This is a genomic window from Streptomyces sp. NPDC045701 (genome assembly GCF_056432045.1).
Window position 1 is genome coordinate 384,229 of record NZ_JBWKJV010000001.1, and the last position, 23,322, is coordinate 407,550.

General features: G+C 73.4%; 21 protein-coding genes. 11 read left to right on the forward strand and 10 right to left on the reverse strand.

What is annotated here, in order from left to right; translation table 11 throughout:
- Positions 1–63 precede the first annotated feature (63 nt).
- A complete protein-coding gene (locus tag AC07DW_RS01955) occupies positions 64–411 on the forward strand; it encodes a DUF1330 domain-containing protein (protein WP_478855719.1) in 348 nt (115 codons plus the stop codon).
- 100 nt (positions 412–511) lie between these two features.
- On the opposite strand, the gene abc-f is transcribed toward AC07DW_RS01955, so the two are convergent.
- The 3 genes from abc-f to AC07DW_RS01970 all read right to left on the reverse strand — a co-directional run bounded on the left by abc-f (position 512) and on the right by AC07DW_RS01970 (position 4,249).
- Entirely contained in the window at positions 512–2,143 is a 1,632-nt protein-coding gene (abc-f, locus tag AC07DW_RS01960) for a ribosomal protection-like ABC-F family protein (RefSeq protein WP_478855642.1), read from the reverse strand.
- 175 nt (positions 2,144–2,318) lie between these two features.
- Entirely contained in the window at positions 2,319–2,981 is a 663-nt protein-coding gene (msrA, locus tag AC07DW_RS01965; protein ID WP_478855643.1) for a peptide-methionine (S)-S-oxide reductase MsrA, read from the reverse strand.
- Between the two features lie 158 nt (positions 2,982–3,139).
- Positions 3,140–4,249, reverse strand: a complete 1,110-nt coding sequence (locus AC07DW_RS01970; protein ID WP_478855644.1) for a hypothetical protein — start codon at positions 4,247–4,249, stop codon at positions 3,140–3,142.
- 60 nt (positions 4,250–4,309) lie between these two features.
- Here AC07DW_RS01970 and AC07DW_RS01975 point away from each other — a divergent pair, with 60 nt between their 5' ends.
- Positions 4,310–5,464, forward strand: a complete 1,155-nt coding sequence (locus AC07DW_RS01975) for a cystathionine gamma-synthase (RefSeq protein ID WP_478855645.1) — start codon at positions 4,310–4,312, stop codon at positions 5,462–5,464.
- 28 nt (positions 5,465–5,492) lie between these two features.
- Here AC07DW_RS01975 and AC07DW_RS01980 read toward each other — a convergent pair whose 3' ends face one another.
- Genes AC07DW_RS01980 through AC07DW_RS01990 form a run of 3 tightly spaced genes read right to left on the reverse strand, consistent with a single transcriptional unit; the run spans position 5,493 to position 6,795 of the window.
- The gene (locus tag AC07DW_RS01980) at positions 5,493–5,747 is read right to left on the reverse strand and encodes a hypothetical protein (protein WP_478855646.1); all 255 of its coding nucleotides are present in this window, start codon (positions 5,745–5,747) and stop codon (positions 5,493–5,495) included.
- A complete protein-coding gene (locus AC07DW_RS01985; protein ID WP_478855647.1) occupies positions 5,744–6,232 on the reverse strand; it encodes a sigma factor-like helix-turn-helix DNA-binding protein in 489 nt (162 codons plus the stop codon). The genes AC07DW_RS01980 and AC07DW_RS01985 overlap by 4 nt, the downstream gene beginning before the upstream one ends.
- A gap of 32 nt (positions 6,233–6,264) precedes the next feature.
- Entirely contained in the window at positions 6,265–6,795 is a 531-nt protein-coding gene (locus AC07DW_RS01990) for a MarR family winged helix-turn-helix transcriptional regulator (RefSeq protein WP_478855648.1), read from the reverse strand.
- 113 nt (positions 6,796–6,908) lie between these two features.
- On the opposite strand from AC07DW_RS01990, the gene ilvA reads away from it, so the two are divergent.
- The 3 genes from ilvA (at position 6,909) to AC07DW_RS02005 (ending at position 10,179) form a co-directional block, all read left to right on the forward strand.
- A complete protein-coding gene (gene ilvA / locus AC07DW_RS01995; RefSeq protein ID WP_478855649.1) occupies positions 6,909–8,138 on the forward strand; it encodes a threonine ammonia-lyase in 1,230 nt (409 codons plus the stop codon).
- 152 nt (positions 8,139–8,290) lie between these two features.
- On the forward strand, positions 8,291–9,325 hold the full coding sequence (locus AC07DW_RS02000; RefSeq protein WP_478855650.1) for an ATP-binding cassette domain-containing protein: 1,035 nt from the start codon (positions 8,291–8,293) through the stop codon (positions 9,323–9,325).
- A gap of 5 nt (positions 9,326–9,330) precedes the next feature.
- Positions 9,331–10,179, forward strand: a complete 849-nt coding sequence (locus AC07DW_RS02005) for an ABC transporter permease (protein WP_478855720.1) — start codon at positions 9,331–9,333, stop codon at positions 10,177–10,179.
- Positions 10,180–10,241: 62 nt separating this feature from the next.
- On the opposite strand, the gene greA is transcribed toward AC07DW_RS02005, so the two are convergent.
- Positions 10,242–10,739: a transcription elongation factor GreA gene (gene greA / locus AC07DW_RS02010; RefSeq protein WP_478855651.1), complete on the reverse strand. Its 498-nt coding sequence runs from the start codon at positions 10,737–10,739 to the stop codon at positions 10,242–10,244.
- A gap of 177 nt (positions 10,740–10,916) precedes the next feature.
- The gene (locus AC07DW_RS02015) at positions 10,917–11,318 is read right to left on the reverse strand and encodes a DUF4307 domain-containing protein (RefSeq protein ID WP_478855652.1); all 402 of its coding nucleotides are present in this window, start codon (positions 11,316–11,318) and stop codon (positions 10,917–10,919) included.
- Positions 11,319–11,415: 97 nt separating this feature from the next.
- Between AC07DW_RS02015 and mca the strand changes: the two genes are divergently transcribed.
- Entirely contained in the window at positions 11,416–12,297 is an 882-nt protein-coding gene (gene mca / locus AC07DW_RS02020) for a mycothiol conjugate amidase Mca (protein ID WP_478855653.1), read from the forward strand.
- A gap of 1 nt (position 12,298) precedes the next feature.
- Positions 12,299–12,544 (forward strand): hypothetical protein, encoded by a 246-nt coding sequence (locus AC07DW_RS02025; RefSeq protein ID WP_478855654.1) that lies wholly within the window; start codon positions 12,299–12,301, stop codon positions 12,542–12,544.
- Positions 12,545–12,726: 182 nt separating this feature from the next.
- Here the strand turns inward: AC07DW_RS02025 and AC07DW_RS02030 are convergent, their stop codons facing one another.
- On the reverse strand, positions 12,727–15,951 hold the full coding sequence (locus AC07DW_RS02030) for a tetratricopeptide repeat protein (RefSeq protein WP_478855721.1): 3,225 nt from the start codon (positions 15,949–15,951) through the stop codon (positions 12,727–12,729).
- Between the two features lie 124 nt (positions 15,952–16,075).
- Entirely contained in the window at positions 16,076–16,642 is a 567-nt protein-coding gene (locus AC07DW_RS02035; RefSeq protein ID WP_478855655.1) for a Uma2 family endonuclease, read from the reverse strand.
- A gap of 230 nt (positions 16,643–16,872) precedes the next feature.
- On the opposite strand from AC07DW_RS02035, the gene AC07DW_RS02040 reads away from it, so the two are divergent.
- The 4 genes from AC07DW_RS02040 (at position 16,873) to AC07DW_RS02055 (ending at position 23,294) form a co-directional block, all read left to right on the forward strand.
- Positions 16,873–18,930: a thioredoxin domain-containing protein gene (locus AC07DW_RS02040; protein ID WP_478855656.1), complete on the forward strand. Its 2,058-nt coding sequence runs from the start codon at positions 16,873–16,875 to the stop codon at positions 18,928–18,930.
- Between the two features lie 271 nt (positions 18,931–19,201).
- Entirely contained in the window at positions 19,202–20,458 is a 1,257-nt protein-coding gene (locus AC07DW_RS02045) for a glycosyltransferase (RefSeq protein ID WP_478855657.1), read from the forward strand.
- Complete coding sequence (locus AC07DW_RS02050; RefSeq protein ID WP_478855658.1) at positions 20,455–22,116, forward strand: ArnT family glycosyltransferase; 1,662 nt, start codon at positions 20,455–20,457, stop codon at positions 22,114–22,116. Before AC07DW_RS02045 ends, AC07DW_RS02050 begins: the two co-directional genes overlap by 4 nt.
- Complete coding sequence (locus tag AC07DW_RS02055) at positions 22,113–23,294, forward strand: glycosyltransferase (protein ID WP_478855659.1); 1,182 nt, start codon at positions 22,113–22,115, stop codon at positions 23,292–23,294. Before AC07DW_RS02050 ends, AC07DW_RS02055 begins: the two co-directional genes overlap by 4 nt.
- Positions 23,295–23,322: the final 28 nt, after the last annotated feature.

A 23,322-nucleotide genomic window follows, 5' to 3' on the forward strand; every position in this document is an offset into this window, starting at 1 on the left:
AATCGACTCCTGACGCGTGCCTTGGGGAGCATGGGGTCCTCCGCAACCCACCAGGAGGACCCCATGCCCGCCTACGCCCTCGGCAACCTCAGGCCCCCGGCCGTCCCCGACGACGAGGTCCTGCACTACATGGAGCGCATCCAGGCCACCCTCGACCCCTTCGGCGGCCGGTTCCTGGTGCACGGCGCACCGGCCAGGGAGGTCCGCGAGGGGTCGTGGGACGCCGCGCTCGTGATCATCGAGTTCCCGTCCATGGACCACGCGCGCGACTGGTACGACTCCGAGCCCTACCGGGAGCTGATCCCCCTGCGTACCCGGCACATGGCCGGCGACATCCTGCTGATCGACGGCGTCGCGCCCGGCTACGACCCGGCGGCGACGGCGGCGGCGCTGCGGGCGGCACGGTCCTGACCGGCGCGCGCGGCCCTGATGGGCGCGCGAGGTGGGCGCGCGTGGCCCCGGCGGGTGGCGCGCGACCGGCGACGCGCGCGCACGGGGCGCCGGCGGGCGCTCACACGGCGCGTCCCGCCCGCAGCTCAAGCCGGGCGCCGGTGAAGGACCCCCGGAAGCGGCGGTCGTGCGAGACCACGACGACCGCCCCCTCGTACGCCTCCAGCGCCGCCTCCAGTTCCTCGACCAGGACGGGCGCCACGTGGTTCGTCGGCTCGTCCAGGACGAGGAGGCCGGCCGGTCGCGTCACCAGGCGCGCCAGCTCCAGGCGCCGCCGCTGGCCCACCGACAGGGCGGCCACCGGGACCGTCAGGTCCTCCTCCCGGAACAGCCCGAGCGCCAGCAGCCCGGCCGCGTGGTCCTCCGGCACCCCGCCGCGCCCCGCCGCGTACGCCGCCAGCAGCGGGCGGCGCGACGGGCGCGGGGGGAGCTCCTGCGGCAGGTAGCCCACCGGGACCCGGCGGCGCACGGTGCCCTCGTCGGGGCGCAGGTCCCCGGCGATCACCCGCAGCAGGGTCGTCTTCCCGGCCCCGTTCGGGCCGGTGACCAGCAGCCGGTCGCCCGCCCCCACGGCCAGCCCCGCCAACCGCAGCCGGTCGCCGACGACCACCCCGTCCAGCTCCACCGCCGGGCCCGCGGCGCCGGAGGCCGCCACCAGCCGGGGTGCGAACCGCAACGGCTCCGGGGGCGCCGGGACCGGATCCCGCCGCAGCCGCTCCAGCCGCTGCCGCGCCGCCCTGATCCGACCGGACAACTTCGCCTCGTGCGAGCGCCGGTGCTTGCCGAAGCCCTCGCGCGGATCCCCGCCCGAGCCGGCGAGCCGCTGCCCGGCCGCCTCCACCTGCGCCCGCGCGTCCGCCAGGTCGGCCAGCCAGGTCCGGTGGTCCAGCTCCCAGCGGCGGCGGGCGGCGGCCTTCGCGGTCCGGTAACCGGCCCAGCCGTCGCCGTACCGGGTCACCGACCGGGTGTCCCGGTCGACCTCCAGGACCGCGGTCGCTACCGCCTCCAGGAACGCCCGGTCGTGCGTCACGGCCAGCACCGTGCCGCGGTGCGCCCGCAGCCGCTCCTCCAGCCAGCCGGCGGCCTGCCGGTCCAGGTGGTTGGTCGGCTCGTCGAGCAGCAGCAGCTCCGCGCCCGAGGACAGTACGCAGGCCAGGGCCAGCCGTGACTGCTCGCCGCCGGACAGCGTCCCCAGCCGCCGGGTCCGCCCGACGCGGCCGATGCCGAGCCCGTGCAGGGCCGCGTCGACACGGGCGTCCGCCCGGTAGCCCCCGCGTTCCTCGTAGGCGCTCAGCAGCTCTCCGTACGCGGCCAGCTCCGCGTCCGACGCCTCCCCGAGGGTCGCCTCCGCGGCCCGGAGCCGGCGCTCCATCGCCCGCAGGTCGGCGAGCGACGCGTCGACGGCGTCCTGCACGGTCGCCGCCGGGTCGAGGCCGAGCGTCTGGGCGAGGTGGCCCACCCCGCCGGGGAAGCGGACGGTCACCTCGCCGCCGTCGGGGGCTTCCGCACCGGCGAGCAGCCTCAGCAGGGTGGACTTGCCGGAGCCGTTCTCACCGATGACGCCGATGCGCTCGCCCGGGCGGGCGGTGAAGGTGACGCCGTCGAGGACGGACCTGTCCCCGTACGCCTTCGAGACGTCCTTGACGGTGAGCTGGGAAGGGGTGGTCGAAGGGTGAGGGGCGCGATCGCGCATGGGTTCTTTCCCTGATGTCCGGGTTCGGGCAGGACGGGGCATGACGGGACGCCTGCGCGTCCGCGCCCGGGATCAGAGAAAGAAGTAGTACGCACCCATGCGTGCGATGGTAGGGAACGGCCCGCCGCCGTTCCACCGGATTACCGCCCGTGCGACCGGGTGCGGAGGCTCCGGCTCAGCCGTCGGCCCTGGCGACGCCGATCGGGCAGGAGACGCCCGTGCCGCCGATGCCGCAGTAACCGCCGGGGTTCTTGTCCAGGTACTGCTGGTGGTAGCCCTCGGCCGGGTAGAAGGGGCGGTCGTCGGCGGGGAGGATCTCGGTGGTGATCGTCCCGTACCCCGAGCCGTTCAGCACCCGCTGGTAGGCGTCGCGCGAGGACTCGGCGGCCGCCGCCTGGTCGGGGGAGTGGGTGTGGAGCGCCGAGCGGTACTGCGTGCCCACGTCGTTGCCCTGGCGGAAGCCCTGCGTGGGGTCGTGGGACTCCCAGAAGAGCTTCAGCAGCGTGCCGTAGGAGACGACGGTCGGGTCGAAGACCACCCGGACGGCCTCCGTGTGGCCCGTCATGCCGGAGCAGACCTCCTCGTACGAGGGGTTGGGCGTGTAGCCGCCCTGGTAGCCGACGAGGGTCGTCCATACGCCCTCGGTCTGCCAGAACTTCCGCTCCGCGCCCCAGAAACAACCCAGGGCGAAGTCGGCGACCTCCAGGCCGGCCGGGTAGGGGCCGAGGAGCGGGTTGCCGAGGACGGTGTGGCGGGAGGGGACGGTGAAGTCCGGCTCCGGACGGCCGCGCAGGGCCTGGTCGGGGGTGGGGAGCACAGGGGTGCGGCCGAACAGCATGACGGTGACTCCTTCGTACGGACGCGGTGTGGGCGGCATCCGGACAACGTTCCGGCGGGGGGCGGAATTCCACGCCCCACGCGCGCGGACGGTGCCGACGCGGGCGCGGTGCCGGCGCGCCCGCCGGCCCACCCGGCGCCGGCGGTCCGTGCGCGCGGTCAGTGGGGGAGCGTCGCCGGGCTGCCGCCGTTCGCCTCGTACCCCGCGACGGCGAGCGCCCGGTGGATCGCGTACTCCGCCGCCGGGTCCTCGCTCAGCGTCCACGGCAGCGCGCCCACGTGGCCGTCCACGTGGACCAGCTGGTGCATGGCCTCCGACCAGCGTTCGGCCCGGACCAGGAAGTGGATCAGCAGGTGGCGCACGTGTGCCAGCATCGGGTCGTCCGGGCGGGCCGAGTGCACCGCGTACAGTGCGCCCTCCATGGCCCTCGACACCACCTCGGTGCCGTAGAAGTCCCGCACCAGGGCCACCTCCGGCAGGTGCTCGAAGACCGCGAACAGCGGCAGCGCGGCGAGCAGCGAGCCCTGTGGGGCGCGCGCAGCGGCGGCCGTCGCGAACCGGTCCGCGTCCTTCCGCGACCCGTGCCACTTCTCGCACCAGTAGTGCAGCGCCGCCAGGTGCGCCCCCATGTGCTGCGGCGCCCGGTCGATGATCTTCGCCCACACCTGGTCGAACTGCTCGTGCGGGTAGCCGAGGCCCCGCGCGACGGCCAGCTCGGTGATGTACGGGACCGGGTCGCCGGGCGCCAGCAGGGCGGCCTCCGCACAGACCGCGCGCGCCTCCTCCAGGATGATCCGGAAGTCGTCGCTGCCCGCCGAGGACGACCGCCACGCCTGCTGCACCAGGAACTCGGCGTGCACCTCGGCCCCGCCCGGGTCCTTCGGCTTCTCGGCCCGCCACGCCCGCAGCCACGCCCCGCCCGTGCCCGGCTGCCGGGCCAGCTCCAGCGAGGCGGCGCCGGCGAACGCCTGCACCCGCTGCCAGCGCACCTCGCCGTCCTTGCCGGTGCCCGCCAGCAACTGCGACGCGGCCCGCCAGTCCTGGGTGCGCTGCACCACGTCCAGCACGTCCAGGAGGTCCTGGTCCGGCCCGGGCATGCGCACGTCCAGCTCCTCCTGGAGCACGAAGCCGTACGCGCTCGGGTCGGCCGCGTCCGGCGAACCCGGCGCCACCAGACGGATGCCGCCGCCGGCGCGGCGGCGCAGCAGCCACGGCACCACGATCACGCCGATCAGACCCACCGCGAACAGGAACACGAGAATCTCCATGACGCCATTGTCCCGGACGCGCCCGGTGCGGCTCGCCGCCCGCGACTACGCTCGGGACCCATGAGCGACCAGCACACCCACCAGAACTTCGAGACCCGCGCCATCCACGCGGGCAACACCGCCGACCCGCTGACCGGCGCGGTCGTCCCGCCCATCTACCAGGTGTCCACCTACAAGCAGGACGGTGTGGGCGGCCTGCGCGGCGGCTACGAGTACAGCCGCAGCGCCAACCCGACGCGTACCGCCCTGGAGGAGAACCTCGCGGCGCTGGAGGGCGGCCGGCGCGGCCTGGCCTTCGCCTCGGGCCTCGCGGCCGAGGACTGCCTGCTGCGCACGCTGCTGGTCCCCGGCGACCACGTGGTCATCCCGAACGACGCGTACGGCGGCACGTTCCGCCTGTTCGCGAAGGTCGTCGCCCGGTGGGGCGTGGAGTGGTCGGTCGCCGACACCTCCGACCCGGCGGCCGTACGGGACGCGATCACCGACCGGACGAAGGCCATCTGGGTCGAGACGCCGTCGAACCCGCTGCTCGGCATCACCGACATCGCGGCCCTCGCGGACGTCGCCCGCACGGCGGGCGTCCGGCTCGTCGTCGACAACACGTTCGCCAGCCCCTACCTCCAGCAGCCGCTGGCGCTCGGCGCGGACGTCGTCGTGCACTCGCTGACCAAGTACATGGGCGGCCACTCCGACGTCGTGGGCGGCGCGCTGGTGACGGCCGACGCGGCGCTCGGCGAGGAGCTGGCGTACCACCAGAACGCGATGGGCGCGGTCGCCGGGCCGTTCGACTCGTGGATCGTGCTGCGCGGCATCAAGACGCTGGCCGTGCGCATGGACCGGCACAGCGAGAACGCCACCCGGGTCGCCGAGATGCTCCAGCAACACCCCAGGGTCACCCAGGTCCTCTACCCGGGCCTGCCCGAGCACCCGGGGCACGAGGTCGCCGCCAAGCAGATGCGGAGCTTCGGCGGCATGATCTCCTTCCGCGTCCGGGGCGGCGAGGAGGCGGCGGTCGAGGTCTGCGACCGCGCGCGGCTCTTCACGCTGGGCGAGTCCCTGGGCGGCGTCGAGTCGCTCATCGAGCACCCGGGCCGGATGACGCACGCCAGCGTCGCCGGTTCGCTGCTGGAGGTCCCGGCGGACCTGGTGCGGCTGTCGGTCGGCATCGAGAACGTGGACGACCTGCTGGAGGACCTGCGCCAGGCGCTGGGCTGAGCCCGCCCGCCGGTCGCGGCCGGTCACGTCACCAGCCCAGGAACGGTGGCGTGACCCCCGCCGGCGGTGTCCGCCACGGCTCGGCGACGGACGCCCACACCGCGAACGCGACCGCCGCCGCCGTGAGCAGCAGCCACAGCAGGCGGCGCAGCACCCGGGCGCGGTGCAGCGCGCGCGTGCCGCGGTCGAGCGCGCGGGGCAGCAGGTCGGGCGGGACCGGGCCGCGCGGCGGGGCGTCCAGCATGCGCCGGACCTCGTCCTCCTTGCGGTCGTAGGCGCTCACGGCGGGCCCCGCGTCTCGGGCGCGCCCCGCGTTCCGGCCGTCCCGCGCAGCACGCTCACCGCGCGCGTGCAGGTCGCCCGGACGCGTTCCGCGGGGAGCCCGAGCAGCGCCGCCGTCTGCTCCTCGGCGACCCCCTCGTACAGGCGCAGCACGACGACCAGCCGTTCCAGCGGGGTCAGCCGGGACAGGACCCCGCCCCGGGGGCGGTGGAAGCGCCAGGCGGCGCGGGCGAAGCGGCCGGCCAGCTCACGGCGCGTGAGGTCGTACGGGTCCTCCCCGCGCAGCCGGTCCCAGCGGGCGTAGGTGGCCCCCAGCGCGGCGGTCAGCAGCGTCTGGGCGCGCGGGGCGCGGCCGGGCGGTTCGGTCGTCAGGAGCGTGGCGGCGTGCAGCAGCCGGCCGGCCGCGCCCGCGACGTACGCCTCGAAGTTCCGCTCCCGGGCGCCGGGGGGCCGCGCCGTGGTCTGGTGCCGCCGCTGCTCTCGCACGTCCTCATATCAGGCCAGGCGCCCGGCGTGGGTCAAGAGGCCGGAGTCGTCTCCGTGTCCCGTTCGGTCTCCCGCTCCACCGGCGGCAGGCCGGCCTGGCGGGCCGACAGCGCGGAGTTGAAGCGGGTCAGCAGGGTGCAGAACGATTCGCGTTCCGCCTCGGTCCAGCCGTCGGTCACCTGCGCCATCAGCTCGCGCCGCGAGGAGCGGACCTCCTCCAGGCGGGCCTGGCCGCGCGGCGACAGCTGGAGCACGACGGCGCGGCCGTCCTCCGGGTGCGAGGTCCGCTTGACCAGGCCGGTGTCGACCAGCGGCGCGACCTGGCGGGTCACGGTCGACGAGTCGATGCCCATACCGGCCGCCAGCGCCTTGACGCCCATCGGGCCTTCCCGGTCGAGGCGGTTGAGGAGCAGGTAGGCGGCGCGGTCCATCGAGTTGCGGAGCTGGCCGGTGCCGCCGAGGCGGGTCTGCTCGGCCCGGCGGGCGAAGACGGCCACCTGGTGCTGGAGGGCATCGAGGAGACCGGGGTCGAGATCAGTCGTCATGTCCTGAGATGTGGGCATGGCTCGGGGCTCTCTCGTGCGGTGGTGGTCGGTTGGTGGGGGACAGAGTACGCGGACCCGCGCGCCTTGGTACCGGCGCTGCACAAACGTGATGAGCTGCGAGACTTGGCGTCATGAGCTTCGGTACGCCATACCCCTCACACCCCGTCATCCTCGACGACGTCCGCGGGGCGCAGAAGATGCTGTCCGGCGTCGCCAGGGTCACCCCCATGGAGGGCAGCCGGTACCTGTCGCGGCTGGTCGGCTCGCCGGTCCACTTCAAGTGCGAGAACCTCCAGCGGACCGGGTCGTTCAAGCTGCGGGGCGCCTACGTGCGGATCTCCGGGCTGCGCCCGGAGGAGCGGGCGGCCGGGGTCGTCGCGGCGTCGGCGGGCAACCACGCACAGGGCGTCGCGCTGGCCTCGTCGCTCCAGGGCGTGCGGTCCACGGTGTTCATGCCCGTGGGGGCCCCGCTGCCGAAGGTGGCGGCGACGCGGGAGTACGGGGCGGAGGTGCGGCTGCACGGGCAGGTGGTGGACGAGACGCTGGCGGCGGCGCAGGAGTACGCGCACGACACCGGCGCGGTGTTCATCCACCCCTTCGACCACCGGGACGTCATCGCCGGGCAGGGCACCGTGGGGCTGGAGATCCTGGAGCAGTGCCCCGAGGTGCGGACGATCGTGGTCGGGATCGGCGGCGGCGGGCTGGCCGCGGGCATCGCGGTGGCGGTCAAGGCGCTGCGGCCGGACGTGAAGGTGATCGGCGTACAGGCGGAGGCAGCGGCCGCGTACCCGCCGTCGCTCGCGGCGGGCCATCCGCTGGCGATCGGCACCTCGCCCACGATGGCCGACGGCATCCATGTGGGGCGGCCGGGGGACGTGCCGTTCGCGATCGTGCGGGAGCTCGTCGACGAGGTGCGCACGGTGACGGAGGACCAGCTGTCGTCGGCGCTGCTGCTGTGCCTGGAGCGGGCCAAGCTGGTGGTGGAGCCGGCCGGGGCGAGCCCGGTGGCGGCGCTGCTGGGCGCGCCCGGGACGTTCGGCGGGCCGGTGGTGGCGGTGCTGTCGGGCGGGAACGTCGACCCGCTGCTGATGCAGCGCATCCTGCGGCACGGCATGGCGGCGGCGGGCCGCTACCTGAGCCTGCGGCTGCGCCTGACGGACCGCCCGGGCGCCCTGGCGACGCTGCTGGCCGTTCTGTCGGTGGCGGACGCGAACGTGCTGGACGTGGGTCACGTCCGTACGGACCCGCGGCTGGGTCTGACGGAGGTGGAGGTGGAGCTGCACCTGGAGACAAAGGGGCCGGAGCACTGCGAGGAGGTCGCCTCCGCCCTGCGGGAGGCGGGCTACACGGTGATGCCCTGAACCACCGCGCGCCCCGGTCGGTGCCGGGCGGAGCCTTCCGGTGAGACGCGGTGTATCGCGCCGGTCTGTGGTGCCAGTCACATAAATGCCGGGCGGGTTCCGCCCCGCGTCCCTACGCTTGGGTAGCGTCACCCATCAACGGGAGAACCCACATGCCAGGCGCAATTCACGCGGAAGGTCTGGTCAAGACCTTCGGCGACGTACGGGCTCTGGACGGCGTGGACCTCGATGTCCCCGAGGGGACGGTCCTGGGGCTGCTGGGCCCCAACGGCGCGGGCAAGACCACCGCCGTACGCGTCCTCACCACATTGCTCAAGCCCGACAGCGGCAAGGCGGTCGTCGCGGGCGTGGACGTCCTCAAGCACCCCAACGAGGTCCGCCGCTCCATCGGCCTCTCCGGGCAGTTCGCCGCCGTCGACGAGTACCTCACCGGCCGCGAGAACCTCCACATGGTCGGCCAGCTCTACCAGATGTCGAGCAAGGCCGCGAAGATCCGGGCGGGCGAGCTGCTGGAGCGGTTCAACCTCGCCGAGGCCGCCGACCGCCCGGCCAAGACCTATTCCGGCGGCATGCGCCGCCGCCTCGACCTCGCCGCCGCCCTCGTGGTGTCGCCGCCCGTGATGTTCATGGACGAACCGACCACCGGGCTCGACCCGCGCAACCGTCAGCAGCTCTGGGACGTCATCCAGGAACTCGTCGCCGGCGGCACGACCCTGCTGCTGACCACCCAGTACCTGGAGGAGGCCGACCATCTGGCGCACGACATCTGCGTCGTCGACCACGGCAAGGTCATCGCCCGGGGCACCTCCGACCAACTGAAGGTCCGCACCGGCGGCGAGCGCGTGGAGGTGGTCGTCCACCGGCCCGACGAGATCGTCCCGGCCCGTGCCGTCCTCGCCGGTTTCGGCAAGGGCGAGGTCGCCGTCGAGACGCACACCCGCAGGCTGACCGTCCCTGTCACGGGCGGCGCCAAGCTGCTCGCCGAGGTCATCCGCGAGCTGGACGCCCGGGGCGTCGAGATCGACGACATCGGCCTGCGCCGCCCCACCCTCGACGACGTGTTCATCTCGCTGACCGGCCACACCGCCGAACTGGCCGAGGAACGGACCGGCGCGAAAGCCGGCGGCGATGGCGGCACGGCGGCCGGAGAACCGGCCGGGGTACCGGCCGGAGAGGAGGCGAAGTGAGCACCGTGTCCGGCACCACCCCCCGGCTCGCCGCCCCCACACCGCGCGGCGGCATCACCCAGGCGGTCGCGGACTCCCTCGTGATCGCCCGGCGCAACCTGATCCGCATGTCCCGGATCCCCGAGATGGTCATCTTCGGGCTGGTGCAGCCGATCATGTTCGTGGTGCTGTTCACGTACGTGTTCGGCGGCTCGATCGAGGTCGGCACCGCGATCTCCCCGTCCGCGTACCAGGAATTCCTGATGGCGGGCATCTTCGCCCAGACGGTCACCTTCGCGACCGCGGGCGCCGGTGCCGGGATCGCCGACGACATGCACAAGGGCCTGATCGACCGGTTCCGCTCGCTGCCCATGGCGCGCGGCGCGGTCCTCACCGGCCGGACGCTCGCGGACCTCGTCCAGACCGCCCTGACGCTCGCCGTCCTGGCGATCGTCGCGGTCCTCGTCGGCTGGCGGGTCCACGAGAACATCGGCAAGGTGCTGCTCGGCTTCGGCCTGCTGCTCCTGCTCGGCTACGCGTTCTCGTGGATCGGCGCGCTGATCGGCCTCTCGGTCCGTACGCCCGAGGCGGCCACGTCCGGCGGCCTGATCTGGCTGTTCCCGCTGACGTTCATCTCGAACGCCTTCGTCGACGCCAACAAGATGCCGACCGTGCTGCGGCACATCGCCGAGTGGAACCCGTTCAGCGCCACCGTGCAGGCCTGCCGGGAGCTGTTCGGCAACCTGCCGCCCGGCTTCCAGGCGTCCGACGCCTGGCCGATGCAGCACCCGATCCCGGCCTCGGTGCTGTGGTCGCTGCTGATCCTGGTCGTCTTCCGGACCCTCGCGGTGCGCAAGTACCGATCGGCGGGCTGACGACGGACGAAGAAGGGCCGGGCCGCGTGTGCGGCCCGGCCCCTTCGTGTCCGTGCCCGGTGTCAGCCGGAGTAGGGCTTCGCGTCGAGGATCCGCACCGACGCCTTCTTGCCGTTCGGCAGCTCGTACTGGGCGTCCTCGCCGACCTTCTTGCCGTTGACGCCCGAGCCGAGCGGCGACTGCGGGGAGTACGTCTCGATGGCGGAGCTCGCGTACTCGCGCGAGGCGAGCAGGAAGTCCAGGGTGTCGTCCTCGTCGCCGTCGAACGCGATCGTGACCACCATGCCCGGCGCCACGACACCGCTCTGCGCGGGAGCCTCGCCCACCTTCGCGTGCTCCAGGAGCTGCGTCAGCTGGCGTACGCGCAGCTCCTGCTTGCCCTGCTCCTCCTTGGCCGCGTGGTACCCGCCGTTCTCCCGCAGGTCGCCCTCCTCGCGCGCAGCCGCGATCTTGGCCGCGATCTCGGTTCGCGCGGGACCAGACAGGTACTCCAGCTCGGCCCTGAGCTGGTTGTACGCCTCCTGGGTGAGCCAGGTGACGTTGTCGCTGGTCTGGGTCACAGGTGCTCCTCGTCGGTACTGGGAATAACAAGCATCGCCCTACCCAGAAGGATTGTGCCTTCCTGGATGGGCGAAACCACGAGCCTAACAATTTCGGCGGAGAAGGGGGAGGACGAAAGCCACGGATTCTGTGTCCCCGCAGGTCACGGCGGGAACACCGGACTGCCCCCGGCGCGTCTACTCCGCCGTGCAGCCGAGCAGCTCGGCGCTGGTCGCCCTGGCCGTCGTACGCACCGTGACGACCTCGTCGATCCGGTCGGCGGCCCGGTCGAACCGGACGTCCTTGTGGCCCACCTCGGCGCCGTCCTCCGCGAGGGCGCGCAGGGTGCACGAGCCCTTGGCGTCCCGGTCCTTGCGCACCTCCAGGTGCACCTGCACCCGGTCGCCGGCCGAGACGTCGAATTTGATCACCTCGGCGCTGATCCGCTGGCCGGCGATGTAGTCGTACCCGAACCAGCCCACCAGGGAGAGCAGCGCGACGCCCAGCACCGAGCCGACGATCCTGAGCGTGCGGTCGGCGCGCTCGTCCGCCGAGCGGCCGTAACGGCCCTCGGGCAGCCCTTCCCGCACCGCGCTCATGATCTTTCCTCTCCTCGGCCGGACGACGGAATTTTCCGCCCACCGATTCCGTCACTATAGAAGCCGCCCGATGTGACAATTCATTGAGGATCGAGTCTTGACTGAGCAGCTGCGACTGATGGCCGTTCACGCCCACCCCGACGACGAGTCGAGCAAGGGCGCGGCAACGATGGCCAAGTATGTGTCCGAGGGGGTGGACGTGCTGGTCGTGACCTGCACCGGGGGCGAGCGCGGTTCCATCCTCAACCCGAAGCTCCAGGGCGATCCGTACATCGAGGAGAACATCCACGAGGTACGCCGCAAGGAGATGGACGAGGCCCGCGAGATCCTCGGCGTCAAGCAGGAGTGGCTGGGATTCGTCGACTCGGGCCTGCCCGAGGGCGACCCGCTGCCGCCGCTGCCCCAGGGCTGCTTCGCGCTGGAGGACGTGGACAAGGCCGCCGGGCGCCTGGTGAAGTCCATCCGGACCTTCCGCCCGCAGGTGATCACCACGTACGACGAGAACGGCGGGTACCCGCACCCCGACCACATCATGACCCACAAGATCACGATGGTGGCCTTCGAGGGCGCGGCCGACCCCGAGAAGTACCCGGAGTCGGAGTTCGGCCCCGTCTGGCAGCCTTCGAAGGTCTACTACAACCAGGGCTTCAACCGTCCCCGCACGGTCGCCCTGCACGAGGCGCTGCTCGCCCGTGGCCTGGAGTCGCCGTACGGCGAGTGGCTGGAGCGCTGGAAGGAGTTCGAGCGCGCCGAGCGGACCCTCACCACGCACGTGCCGTGCGCCGACTTCTTCGAGATCCGCGACAAGGCGCTGATCGCCCACGCGACGCAGATCGACCCGGACGGCGGCTGGTTCCGCGTGCCGATGGAGATCCAGAAGGAGGTCTGGCCGACCGAGGACTACGAGCTGGCCAAGTCCGTGGTGGACACCTCCCTCCCCGAGGACGACCTCTTCGCGGGCATCCGGGACAATGCCTGACATGAGCGCACACCAGGCACTGACCCAGCTCGTCCCGCTCGCCGCCAAGGAGCTCGACGAGAACAAGGTGACCCCCGGCGTCCTCGGTTTCCTCGTCTTCGCGGTCATGGCCGTGGGCGTGTGGCTGCTGATGAAGTCGATGAACCGGCACATGGGCAAGGTCGATTTCGAGGAAGCCCCGGAAGCCGGTTCCGGAGCCCCCGCCGCCGCGGGTGCCGAGCCCGCGTCCGGCAAGAGCGCGCGGTAACGAACGCCGTCGCCGTCACGGCTCCACGACCGCCGGCCCGGTGGTCGTGGAGCCTTTCCGCGCCCGCGACCGCCCCGTTCCGTTCCGGTCCGTTCCGCGTGGGGCGGCGCCGCGCGCGGGGCGGCGCCGTGCCCTGATCGCGGTGTGCGCGGCCACGGGTGCCGCGCCCGCCGCCCCGGGCCTCAGGGGCGGGCTCCGGCCGCTGTGGGGACGCCCATGACCTCGCGCGCGTGGCGGCCGGGGGTGAGGCCGAGGGTCCACGCCTGCCAGGGCGATTCCAGGCGGATGCCGCGCTCCAGGACCAGGGACCAGGCCGAGAGGGCCTCCGTCAGCCTCGGGTCGCGCGCCGGGTGGGCGGCGTCCTTGAGCGCCGTGAGTTCCTGCTGGGCGACGACCGTGCCGACCTCCACACCGCCCGGAGACGCGTACGGCAGCAGTGTGCAGCGGAGGAAGCGTGACCAGTCCGCGCCGCGGAGGTCGCCGTACGAGGTGAACAGCGCGGTCGCCTCGTCCGCCAGGGCGAGCGCCTGCGGGGCCCGGCTGTTGCCCGCGTCGATCACCGCCAGCTCCAGGCACGTCCACGCCTCGCCGTGCGCCACACCGATGCGGCGGAAGTCCGCGCGGGCGTCCACCAGCAGCTGCCGGGCGAAGCCCGAGTTGCGGAGGTTGCCCGTCCGGGCGGCGCGCTGGTCGCGGGTGGCGCGGCCCGCGTGGTGGCGGGCACACGCCAGGCCGTACACGTCCCGCATCCGGGAGAACATCGTCCGGGCCCGCTCCAGCTCGCGCACCGCCTCGTCGGTCTCGCCCCCGTCCTCCAGCGCCTGGCCCAGGTAGTACAGCGTCCACGCCTCGCCGCGCACGTCCTCGTTGTCCCGGTGGCGCACCAGGGCCGTACGCAACTGCTCGGCCGCCGGACCGGGATCGCCGGCCACCAGGCGGGCCCGGCCCAGCTGGGTGAGCGCCCACGCCTCACCGCGCCCGTCGTGGATGCGCCCGTACAGCTCCAGCGCCGTCCGCAACTCCTCCTCGGCGCCCGGTACCTCGCCCATGCGCAGGCACACCTGGCCCAGCTGGAAGTGTGCCCAGGCCTCGCCGTGCAAGGACTCGTTCTCCCGGTGCAGCGCCAGCGCCGTGCCGAGCAGGGCCAGCGCCTCCCCGAGATTCGCCCGGTCGCGCTCCACCGCGGCCAGGGCGTGCAGCGTCCACGCCCGGTCCGCCGCCAGCTCCGGCGACGCCTGGAGCTCCAGCGCCTCGCGCAGCCGCACCGCCGCCTCCGGCAGGTTGCCCTGGTGGTGGAGCGTGATGCCCAGCGAGCACAGCGCCAGCGCCGCCCCCGCGTCCTGGTGGGCCTCCTGGTACAGCGACACCACGGAGGTCAGCGTCGTACGCGCCGTGTCGAGCTCGCCCAACTGCCGCGCCGCGATACCCGTGCGCCACCGCACCGACCGCACCAGCAGTCCCTGGTCCACCGCCTCCGTGAGCTGCTGGAGCTCACCCAGCCGGTGCAGGTCGCCGCGGAGCAGGCAGTAGTCGCACAGCGCGCCCAGCAGGTCCAGCACCGTCTGCCGGCTCACACCCTCCGCGCCCCGCAGGGCGGACGTGATGAACGCCGACTCGTCGTCCAGCCAGCGCAGCGCCGCGTCCGGCGACGCGAAGCCGTGCCCGTCGAACCGGGTCCCCTGGCCGGCCCGCGTCGACATCTTGCCGTCGACCATGCGGATCACCGCGTCGGCGAGCTCCGCGTAGTTCCGCACCAGCCGCTCCTGCGCGGCGGCGATCGCCTCCGCGTCCTCCTCCTCACGCAGCCGCGCCGCCGCGAACGCCCGCACCGCGTCGTGCAGCCGGAACCGGTCGCCCCGCGCCCGGTCCAGCAGGCCCGCCCCCGCCAGCTCCCGCAGCCGCTGCCGGGCCTCCTCCTCGCCGGCCGCCAGCAGCGCCGCGGCCGCCGCCGCGCCCAGGGACGCCCGGCCCGCCAGCGCCAGGCGCCGCAGCAGCCGCCGCTGGTCGTCGTCCAGGTCGGTGGCGTAGCAGAACGCCAGGGCCCGCTCCACCGGGCCGCCCGTCCGCCCGGCCAGCATCCGCACGACCTCGCCCACCGGGCGGGCGCCGGCCGGGCCCGCCACCCGCAGGGCCAGCGGCAGCCCGCCGCACAGCTCCCGCAGCCGCTCCGTGCCCTCCGCGTCGTACGGACCGGGGCGCGGGCCCTGGCCCGCCGACCGCAGCAGCTCCTCGGCGTCCGCCCCGTCCAGACCGCCCACCGGCAGGTGGTGCACCCACGCCGGGACGTCCTCGCCCAGCTCCAGCGGCTCACGCGCCGTCACCAGGACCAGGCCGTCCGAGCGCTCGGGGATCAGCGTGCGGACCTGGGCCGCGTCGTGCGCGTCGTCCAGCACCACGATGACCGGCAGCCCGGTCAGGTGCTGGTGGTACACCTCGGCCAGCCTGCGCGCCTGCTGCTCCGCCGACGACCGCTCGCGCGGCAGCAGTTGCTCACGCGGTGCCCCCAGCCGGTTGAGCAGGCTCAGCAGGGCGTCCCGCGTCGTCAGGGGCGGCTCCTCGCCCCCCGCGCCCCGCAGGTCGACCAGGCACGCCCCGCGGAACAGGTCCCGCAGCCGGTGCGTGGCCCGCACGGCCAGCGCGGTGCGGCCCGCGCCGGGCTCGCCGTGCAGCACCACGACCACGGGCCGCGTCTCGGTGGACGCCCGCGCCTCCCGCACCCACCGCTCGATCCGCTCCAGCTCCGCGCGCCGACCCGCGAACGGCGCGTCCGGTTCGGGCAGGTGCCCGTAGGACTGCTCCAGGGCGGCCCGCCGGCGGGCGATCGCGCTGCGGTCGAGCCCGCGCAGCCGCGGCGCCGCCTGCGGCTCGGGCTTCTTCGCGGTGGCGGCCGCCAGGATTCGCTGCTGGTCCAGGAAGGGGCGGATGCCCCGTACCTCCAGCGCCGTGAGCCACTGGAGCCGCAACTGCTCGGCGCCGCCGGGCCGGCCCAGCTCCCCGGCCCGCCGGTGCGCGGCCGGCCAGTGCGCGGCGGTCGCCCGCAGCACCGTCGCCGCCGCCCCGGCTACGGCGACCACCGTCCCCGCCGCCAGCGCCGTCCCCACTGCCGTGCCCAGTGCCAGGTCCGCGCCGGTGGCGGCCACCGCGGCGACCGCCGTGACCAGCGCGGGCGCCCCTACCGCCCGCCGGTCGAACCGCTCCGCCAGGGGGACCCGGTCCGTTCCCGCCTCGTCCAGCGCCGCCGCGTACGCCGCGTACTCCTCGGCGGCGCCCGCCGCCATGGAGTCCAGCGCGTCCCTGCCCCGTGCCAGCAGCACCGCCGCGTCGGCACGGCCGCCCGAGCGCCGCACCTCCTCCTCCACCGCCCTGGCCAGCAGCCGCTGGGCCTCCGCACGATGGCTGTCCCGCATCCGCGTCATCCGCGTCCCCCTCCGCCGGCGATCGCTCCGGGACAAGTGTCCGCCGCACGGCTGATCGGCGCGAGGGGCTGTGGACAACACGTGCGAGGGGCTGTGGACAACGCCCGCGCCGCTGTCAGAGGGTTCCCAGGTCGACGGTGACGGGGAACGGCGCGGCAGCCTTGATCACGCCGGTGAACATCTCGCCGTCCCGGTAGACCTCGGTGGCGGGGTCGAGAACGTACGTGTAGACGATCGGGACACCGGTGGCGGCCTGTTCCACCCGCCAGTAGAAGGGGATGCCGGCCTTGGCGTACTGGTCGACCTTCACGATCCGGTCCGTGGTCTCCGAGCCGGGCGACACGACCTCGACGACCAGGAGTACGTGTTCGGGGCGGGTGGGCGTGAGGTCGATGGTCTCCGCCCGGTAGACGATGACGTCCGGACGGCGGTTGTTGAGTGGAACGTCCTGCAGGCGGACGTCGAAGTCCGTGTCGGCGTTCCAGTCCCTGCCCGCGGCGGCGTCCAAGGCATTGGCCAGGATCCGGGCCAGCCGGTTGTGCCGCTTGGAGGCGCTCGGACTCACGACGACCATCCCGTCCACGATCTCGATACCGGCACACTGTTCCTCGGACCAGGAGTCGTACTGCTCCGCGCTGATCTGGGTGTGCATCCAGGCGGGCGCCACCATCTCGGCGGTCATGGTGTGCCTCCTCTGAGGAGCCTCAACAGTTCCAGCGCTGCTGGGCTCAGCCTACTGTCCTGCGATGCCGAGGCGCCCTATTTCACAGGTCGCGACTGACCCCCGGAGGCCATTCCGCATGGGGGGCACCACGTCGGGGCGCACGGGCGCGGTGCGGCCGGGCGAGGCGGTGCGCGGGCGGATCCGCAGGCCTCCCCGGCGGGGCGGGGTGCTGTGAGAGGCTGGGTCGTATGAACCGGTTGGCTGGTGTGACCTCGCCTTATCTGCTTCAGCATGCCGACAATCCCGTCGACTGGTGGCCGTGGACGCCGGAGGCGTTCGAGGAGGCGCGACGGCGCGACGTACCCGTTCTGCTGTCCGTCGGCTACTCGGCGTGCCACTGGTGCCACGTCATGGCGCACGAGTCGTTCGAGGACGAGACGACCGCCGAGTACATCAACGAGCACTTCGTCCCCGTCAAGGTCGACCGCGAGGAGCGGCCCGACGTCGACGCCGTCTACATGGAGGCCGTGCAGGCCGCCACCGGCCACGGCGGCTGGCCGATGACCGTCTTCCTGACGCCCGACGCCGAGCCGTTCTACTTCGGTACGTACTTCCCGCCCGCGCCCCGCCACGGCATGCCGTCCTTCCCGCAGGTCCTCCAGGGCGTCGCGATCGCCTGGGCCGACCGGCGCGAGGAGGTCGACGAGGTCGCGGGCAACATCGTGCGGGAGCTGGCCGGGCGGTCCCTCGCCCACGGCGCGGCCGGCGCGCCCGGCGAGCAGGAGCTCGCCCAGGCGCTGCTCGGGCTCACCCGCGACTACGACGACCGGCACGGCGGCTTCGGCGGGGCGCCGAAGTTCCCGCCCTCCATGGTGATCGAGTTCCTGCTGCGCCACTACGCCCGCACCGGTGCCGAGGGCGCCCTCCAGATGGCCGCCGACACCTGCGAGGCGATGGCCAGGGGCGGGATCTACGACCAGCTCGGCGGCGGATTCGCCCGGTACTCGGTGGACCGCGAGTGGGTCGTGCCGCACTTCGAGAAGATGCTGTACGACAACGCCCTGCTGTGCCGCGTCTACGCCCACCTGTGGCGGGTCACCGGCAGCGACCTGGCCCGCCGGGTCGCGCTGGAGACCGCGGACTTCATGGTGCGGGAACTGCGCACCGCCGAGGGCGGGTTCGCCTCCGCGCTCGACGCGGACAGCGCCGTCGGAGACGGATGGGGGCACCCCGAGGCCGGAGACTCCGGCAAGCACGTCGAGGGCGCCTACTACGTGTGGACGCCGGAGCAGTTGCGCGCGGTGCTCGGTGACGAGGACGCCGCGTACGCCGCCCAGCACTTCGGCGTCACCGAGGAGGGCACGTTCGAGCACGGCGCCTCGGTGCTGCAACTGCCGCAGGGCGTCGGGGTCGTCGACGCCGAGCGGCTGGAGGGGATCCGTGAGCGGCTGCTCGCCGCTCGTGAGGAACGCCCCCGTCCGGGCCGGGACGACAAGATCGTCGCCGCCTGGAACGGTCTGGCGATCGCGGCGCTCGCCGAGACCGGCGCCTACTTCGACCGCCCCGACCTGGTCGAGCGGGCCACGGAGGCCGCCGACCTGCTCGTACGGCTGCACCTGGACCCCGGGGCGCGGCTCGGCCGCACCTCCAGGGACGGGCACGCCGGGGCCAACGCCGGGGTGCTGGAGGACTACGCCGACGTCGCCGAGGGGTTCCTGGCGCTGGCGGCCGTGACCGGTGAGGGCGTCTGGCTGGAGTTCTCCGGGTTCCTCCTCGACATCGTGCTCGACCGGTTCACCGGCGAGGGCGGCGCGCTGTACGACACCGCGCACGACGCCGAGCAGCTGATCCGCCGCCCCCAGGACCCCACCGACAACGCCACCCCCTCCGGCTGGACCGCCGCCGCCGGGGCCCTGCTGTCGTACGCGGCGCACACCGGCTCGGAGGCTCACCGCGCCGCCGCCGAGGGCGCCCTGGGCGTGGTGAAGGCCCTCGGCCCGCGCGCGCCCCGGTTCATCGGCTGGGGCCTGGCCGTGGCGGAGGCGCTCCTCGACGGGCCGCGCGAGGTCGCCGTCGTCGGCCGCCCGGACGACGACGCCGCCCGCGCGCTGCACCGGGCCGCGCTGCTGGGAACCGCTCCGGGCGCCGTCGTGGCCTTCGGCGCACCGGCCGCCGCCGGGGAGTTCCCGCTGCTCAGGGACCGTCCGCTGGTGGACGGGCAGCCCGCGGCGTACGTCTGCCACCACTTCACCTGTGACGCGCCTACCACGGATCCGGAGGCTCTGGCGGGCAAACTGGCCAACTGACCCCCGGAGACACAGTTTTCATCCAGACACCTCCTGACTGTCACCCTCTGCCTCTATTCTCGTCGGACAAAGGAGTGGAGACTCCGCGCACGTTCTGGGGAGGGCGTGCGCGGACGTTGAACGAGGGCGTCGACGGCCAGGGGGGTCCTGCCGCGATTCGCCCCTGACATGTCTCTTGGGGAACGACCGCATCGCGGCGGCGTACCACCGGTGTGACCACCGGCGGGCTCACCCGCTCCGTCGTGGCGTGGTCGGAGGGGGGAACCTTTCCGTGCTCATTTCCGTGTCCGTCGCCGCGATATCGCTGGCGCTCTTCTGGATGGCCGCCTTCACCCTGTGGTGGCAGATGCACGCCTGGCGCACACCGGAGACGCTCGCCGCCACCCGGTTCGAGAGTCCCGACGGACAACAGAGCCTGTCGTTCTCGCTGTTGCTGCCCGCCCGCCACGAGCAGGCGGTCCTGGAGCACACGATCGACCGGCTGCTGGAGTCCCGGCACCAGGACTTCGAGATCATCGTGATAGTCGGCCACGACGACCCCGGGACCGCCGAGGTGGCCGACCGGGCCGCGGCGCGCGACCCCGGCCGCGTACGGGTCGTCGTCGACACCCACGACGCCAAGAACAAGCCCAAGGCGCTCAACACCGCCCTGCCGTACTGCCGGGGGGACGTGGTGGGCGTCTTCGACGCCGAGGACCAGGTCCACCCCGAACTGCTCGCCCATGTCGACCACGCCTTCGGCGCAACCGGCGCCGACGTCGTCCAGGGCGGCGTGCAGCTGATCAACTTCCACTCCAGCTGGTACTCCCTGCGCAACTGCCTGGAGTACTTCTTCTGGTTCCGGTCCCGCCTCCACCTGCACGCCGCCAAGGGCTTCATCCCCCTCGGCGGCAACACCGTCTTCGTGCGCACCGACGTCCTGCGCGAGGCCGGCGGCTGGGACCAGAACTGCCTCGCCGAGGACTGCGACCTGGGCGTACGGCTGTCCAGCGTCGGCAAGAAGGTCGTCGTCGCGTACGACGCCGACATGGTCACCCGCGAGGAGACCCCCGGCACCCTGATGAGCCTGCTCAAGCAGCGCACCCGCTGGAACCAGGGCTTCCTCCAGGTCTACCGCAAGAAGGACTGGAAGCAACTGCCCACCCTCGGGCAGCGGATGCTCGCCCGCCACACCCTGATGACCCCGTTCATGCAGGCCTTCACCGGCGTCGTCATCCCGCTCAACGTGGCGATCGCGCTCTTCCTCGACGTCCCCATCGGCGTCGCCGTCATCACCTTCCTCCCCCTGCTGACCGCGATGGTGACGTTCGTCTTCGAGATCGTCGGACTGCACGACTTCGGCCGCCAGTACGGGCTCCGGGTCCGCCTCGTCCACTACGTGAAGCTCATCGCCGGCGGGCCCTTCTACCAGATGCTGCTGGCCGGCGCGGCGGTCCGGGCCGTCTGGCGCGAGCAGCGCGGCCGCAACGAGTGGGAGCTCACCAGTCACGTGGGCGCCCACCTCGTCCGCGAGGAGGCCGCCCGATGACCGCGACCCTGCCCGCCGCTCCCGCGTTCCCCGAGCCGGGCACCGCCCCGGTACCGCACGACAGGAGACGCCTCGTCACCCGGCCGGTCGTCCGCTTCCGCGGCTCCCGCCCGGACCTGATCCTGTGCGGGGTGCTCCTCGCGGCGATCCTCCTCGTCCAGGGCTGGAACATCCAGCACTACCCCACCCTCAGCGACGACGAGGGCACCTACCTCGCCCAGGCGTGGGCCGTGCAGAACGGCCGGGGCCTCGCCCACTACACGTACTGGTACGACCACCCGCCGCTCGGCTGGATGCAGCTCGCCGCCCTCACCTGGATCCCGTCGCTGATCGCCCCCGAGACGATGACCGTCGCATCGATGCGCCTGGCGATGCTGCTGGTCTCCGCCGCCTCCGCGGTGCTGCTCTACGTACTGGCCCGCCGGCTGTGGCTGCCGCGCTGGGCGGCCGGCCTGGCCATGGTGCTCTTCGGGCTGTCCCCGCTGTCGGTGGTCCTCCAGCGGGAGATCTTCCTCGACAACCTCGCCGTGATGTGGATGCTGCTGGCGTTCTGCCTCGCCGCCTCGCCCAGCAGACACCTGTGGCACCACTTCGGGGCCGGTGTCGCCGGAGCCGTCGGCGTCCTCACCAAGGAGACGATGCTCGTCGTCCTGCCGGCGCTGCTGGTGACCATGTGGCGCCACAGCCACCGCGACACCCGCAAGTTCGCCGTCACCGGCGCCATCACCGCCTGCGTTCTGATCGGCTTCTCCTACCCGCTGTTCGCGCTCCTCAAGGGCGAGCTGCTGCCCGGCGCGGGACACGTCTCCCTGTGGGACGGCATCACGTACCAGATGGGCCGCCCCGGCTCCGGCTTCATCCTCACCGACGGCACCGGCTCCAACGGGGTCCTCGACTCCTGGCTCTACTACGACCGGGTCCTGCCGATCGGCGGCCTCGCCGGCGCCGCCCTGCTCCTGGCCACCGTCGGCCGGTCGGTCACCGCCCGGGCACTGGCCGGACCAGCCCTGGCGGTCGCCGTCCTGGCGCTCGTCGCCCTGCGCCCCTCCGGCTACCTGCCGGCCATGTACGTCATCCAGGCACTGCCCTTCCTGGCCCTGGTCCTGGCCGGCGGCGCGGCGAGCGTCGCCCACGCCGTGCTGCGCAAGGGCCGCCGTACCCCCGCCCTCCTCCCGGTCCGCCGGGCTGCCGCCGTGCTCCTGGCGGCCACCGCCCTCGTGTACGTCGTCCCGCGCTGGTACGACGGCGACCGCACCGCCATGACCGCCGACGCCAACGCCCCCTACCGCGCCGCCTCGGCCTGGCTCGGCACCGAGATCCCCGACCCGGCCCACACGCGCGTGCTGGTGGACGACGCGCTCTGGCTGGACCTCGTCCACGCCGGATACGACCCCGGGCTCGGCGCCATCTGGTTCTACAAGGCCGACCTGGACCCGGCGGTGACGAGGACCATGCCGCGCGGCTGGCGTGACCTCGACTACGTCGTCGCCTCCCCGACCGTACGGCGCGACGCGCGCGACCTGCCCAACGTCAGGGCGGCGCTGGAGCACTCGGCGCCCGTCGCCACCTTCGGCGAGGGCGAGGAACGGATCGAGATCCGGAAGATCACCGGCGGCGGGACCGCCGGAGGCCGGAACGATTGGGCGGAGGCCCCGTGACCATCCAGCCCACCGGCGCCGAACACGCCGCCCCGGTCACCGGCGGTGTCCCCGAGCCGGGCGCCGTCACCCTCGTCGTCCCCACCTTCGACGAGTCCGCCAACGTACGGGAGCTGCTGCGCCGGATCGCCGCGTCCGTGCCCGGCCGCGTCCCCTGCGAGGTCGTCTTCGTCGACGACTCCACCGACGACACCCCCGCCGTGATCGCCGACGCCGCGCGGGACTGCCCCTTCCCCGTCTCCGTCATCCACCGCGACGCCCCCGAAGGCGGCCTCGGCGGCGCCGTCGTCGAGGGGCTCAAGGCCGCCGCCTCGGACTGGATCGTCGTCATGGACGCCGACCTCCAGCACCCGCCCGCCCTCGTCCCCGACCTGGTCGCCACCGGCGAGAAGGAGGACGCCGACCTCGTGGTGGCCAGCCGCTACCTGCCCGGCGGCAGCCGCGCCGGGCTCGCCGGCGGCCACCGCGTCGCCGTCTCGCGCGGGGCGACCTGGCTCACCAAGGGGCTCTTCCCGCGCGCCCTGGGCGGCATCAGCGACCCCATGAGCGGCTTCTTCGCCATCCGCCGCAGCGCGGTGACGGCGAAGGACCTCCGCCCGCTCGGCTACAAGATCCTGCTGGAGCTGGCCGTACGGAACCGCCCGGCCCGCGTCGCCGAGGTGCCGTTCGTGTTCGAGGAACGGTTCGCGGGCGAGTCCAAGTCGACCACCGCGGAAGGCCTGCGGTTCCTGCGCCACCTCGTGGGGCTGCGCACCGCGTCCCCGGCCGCCCGCATGGCCGCCTTCGGGCTGATCGGCCTCACCGGCTTCGTCCCCAACCTCGCCGCCCTGTACCTCCTCACCGGCACCGGGCTGCACTACCTGCCCGCCGAGATCCTCGCCAACCAGTTCGGCGTCGCCTGGAACTTCCTCCTCATCGAGCTCCTGCTGTTCCGCGACCGCCGCCACCACCGGCACCGGGCCGACCGCGTCGGCCGGTTCGCCCTGCTCGCCAACGCCGACCTCGTCCTGCGCATCCCCCTGATCGCCCTGCTCGCCGGGCAGCTCCACATGGCGGTGCTGCCCGCCACCGCCCTCGCGCTGCTGACCACCTTCGTCCTGCGCTTCGCCGGGACCGAGGCGCTGGTCTACCTGCCCCGCAGGACGCGTACGGCCCGCACGGAAGGGAACGTCCGGTGAAGCCGACCCCCCGACGAAGGCGACGGGT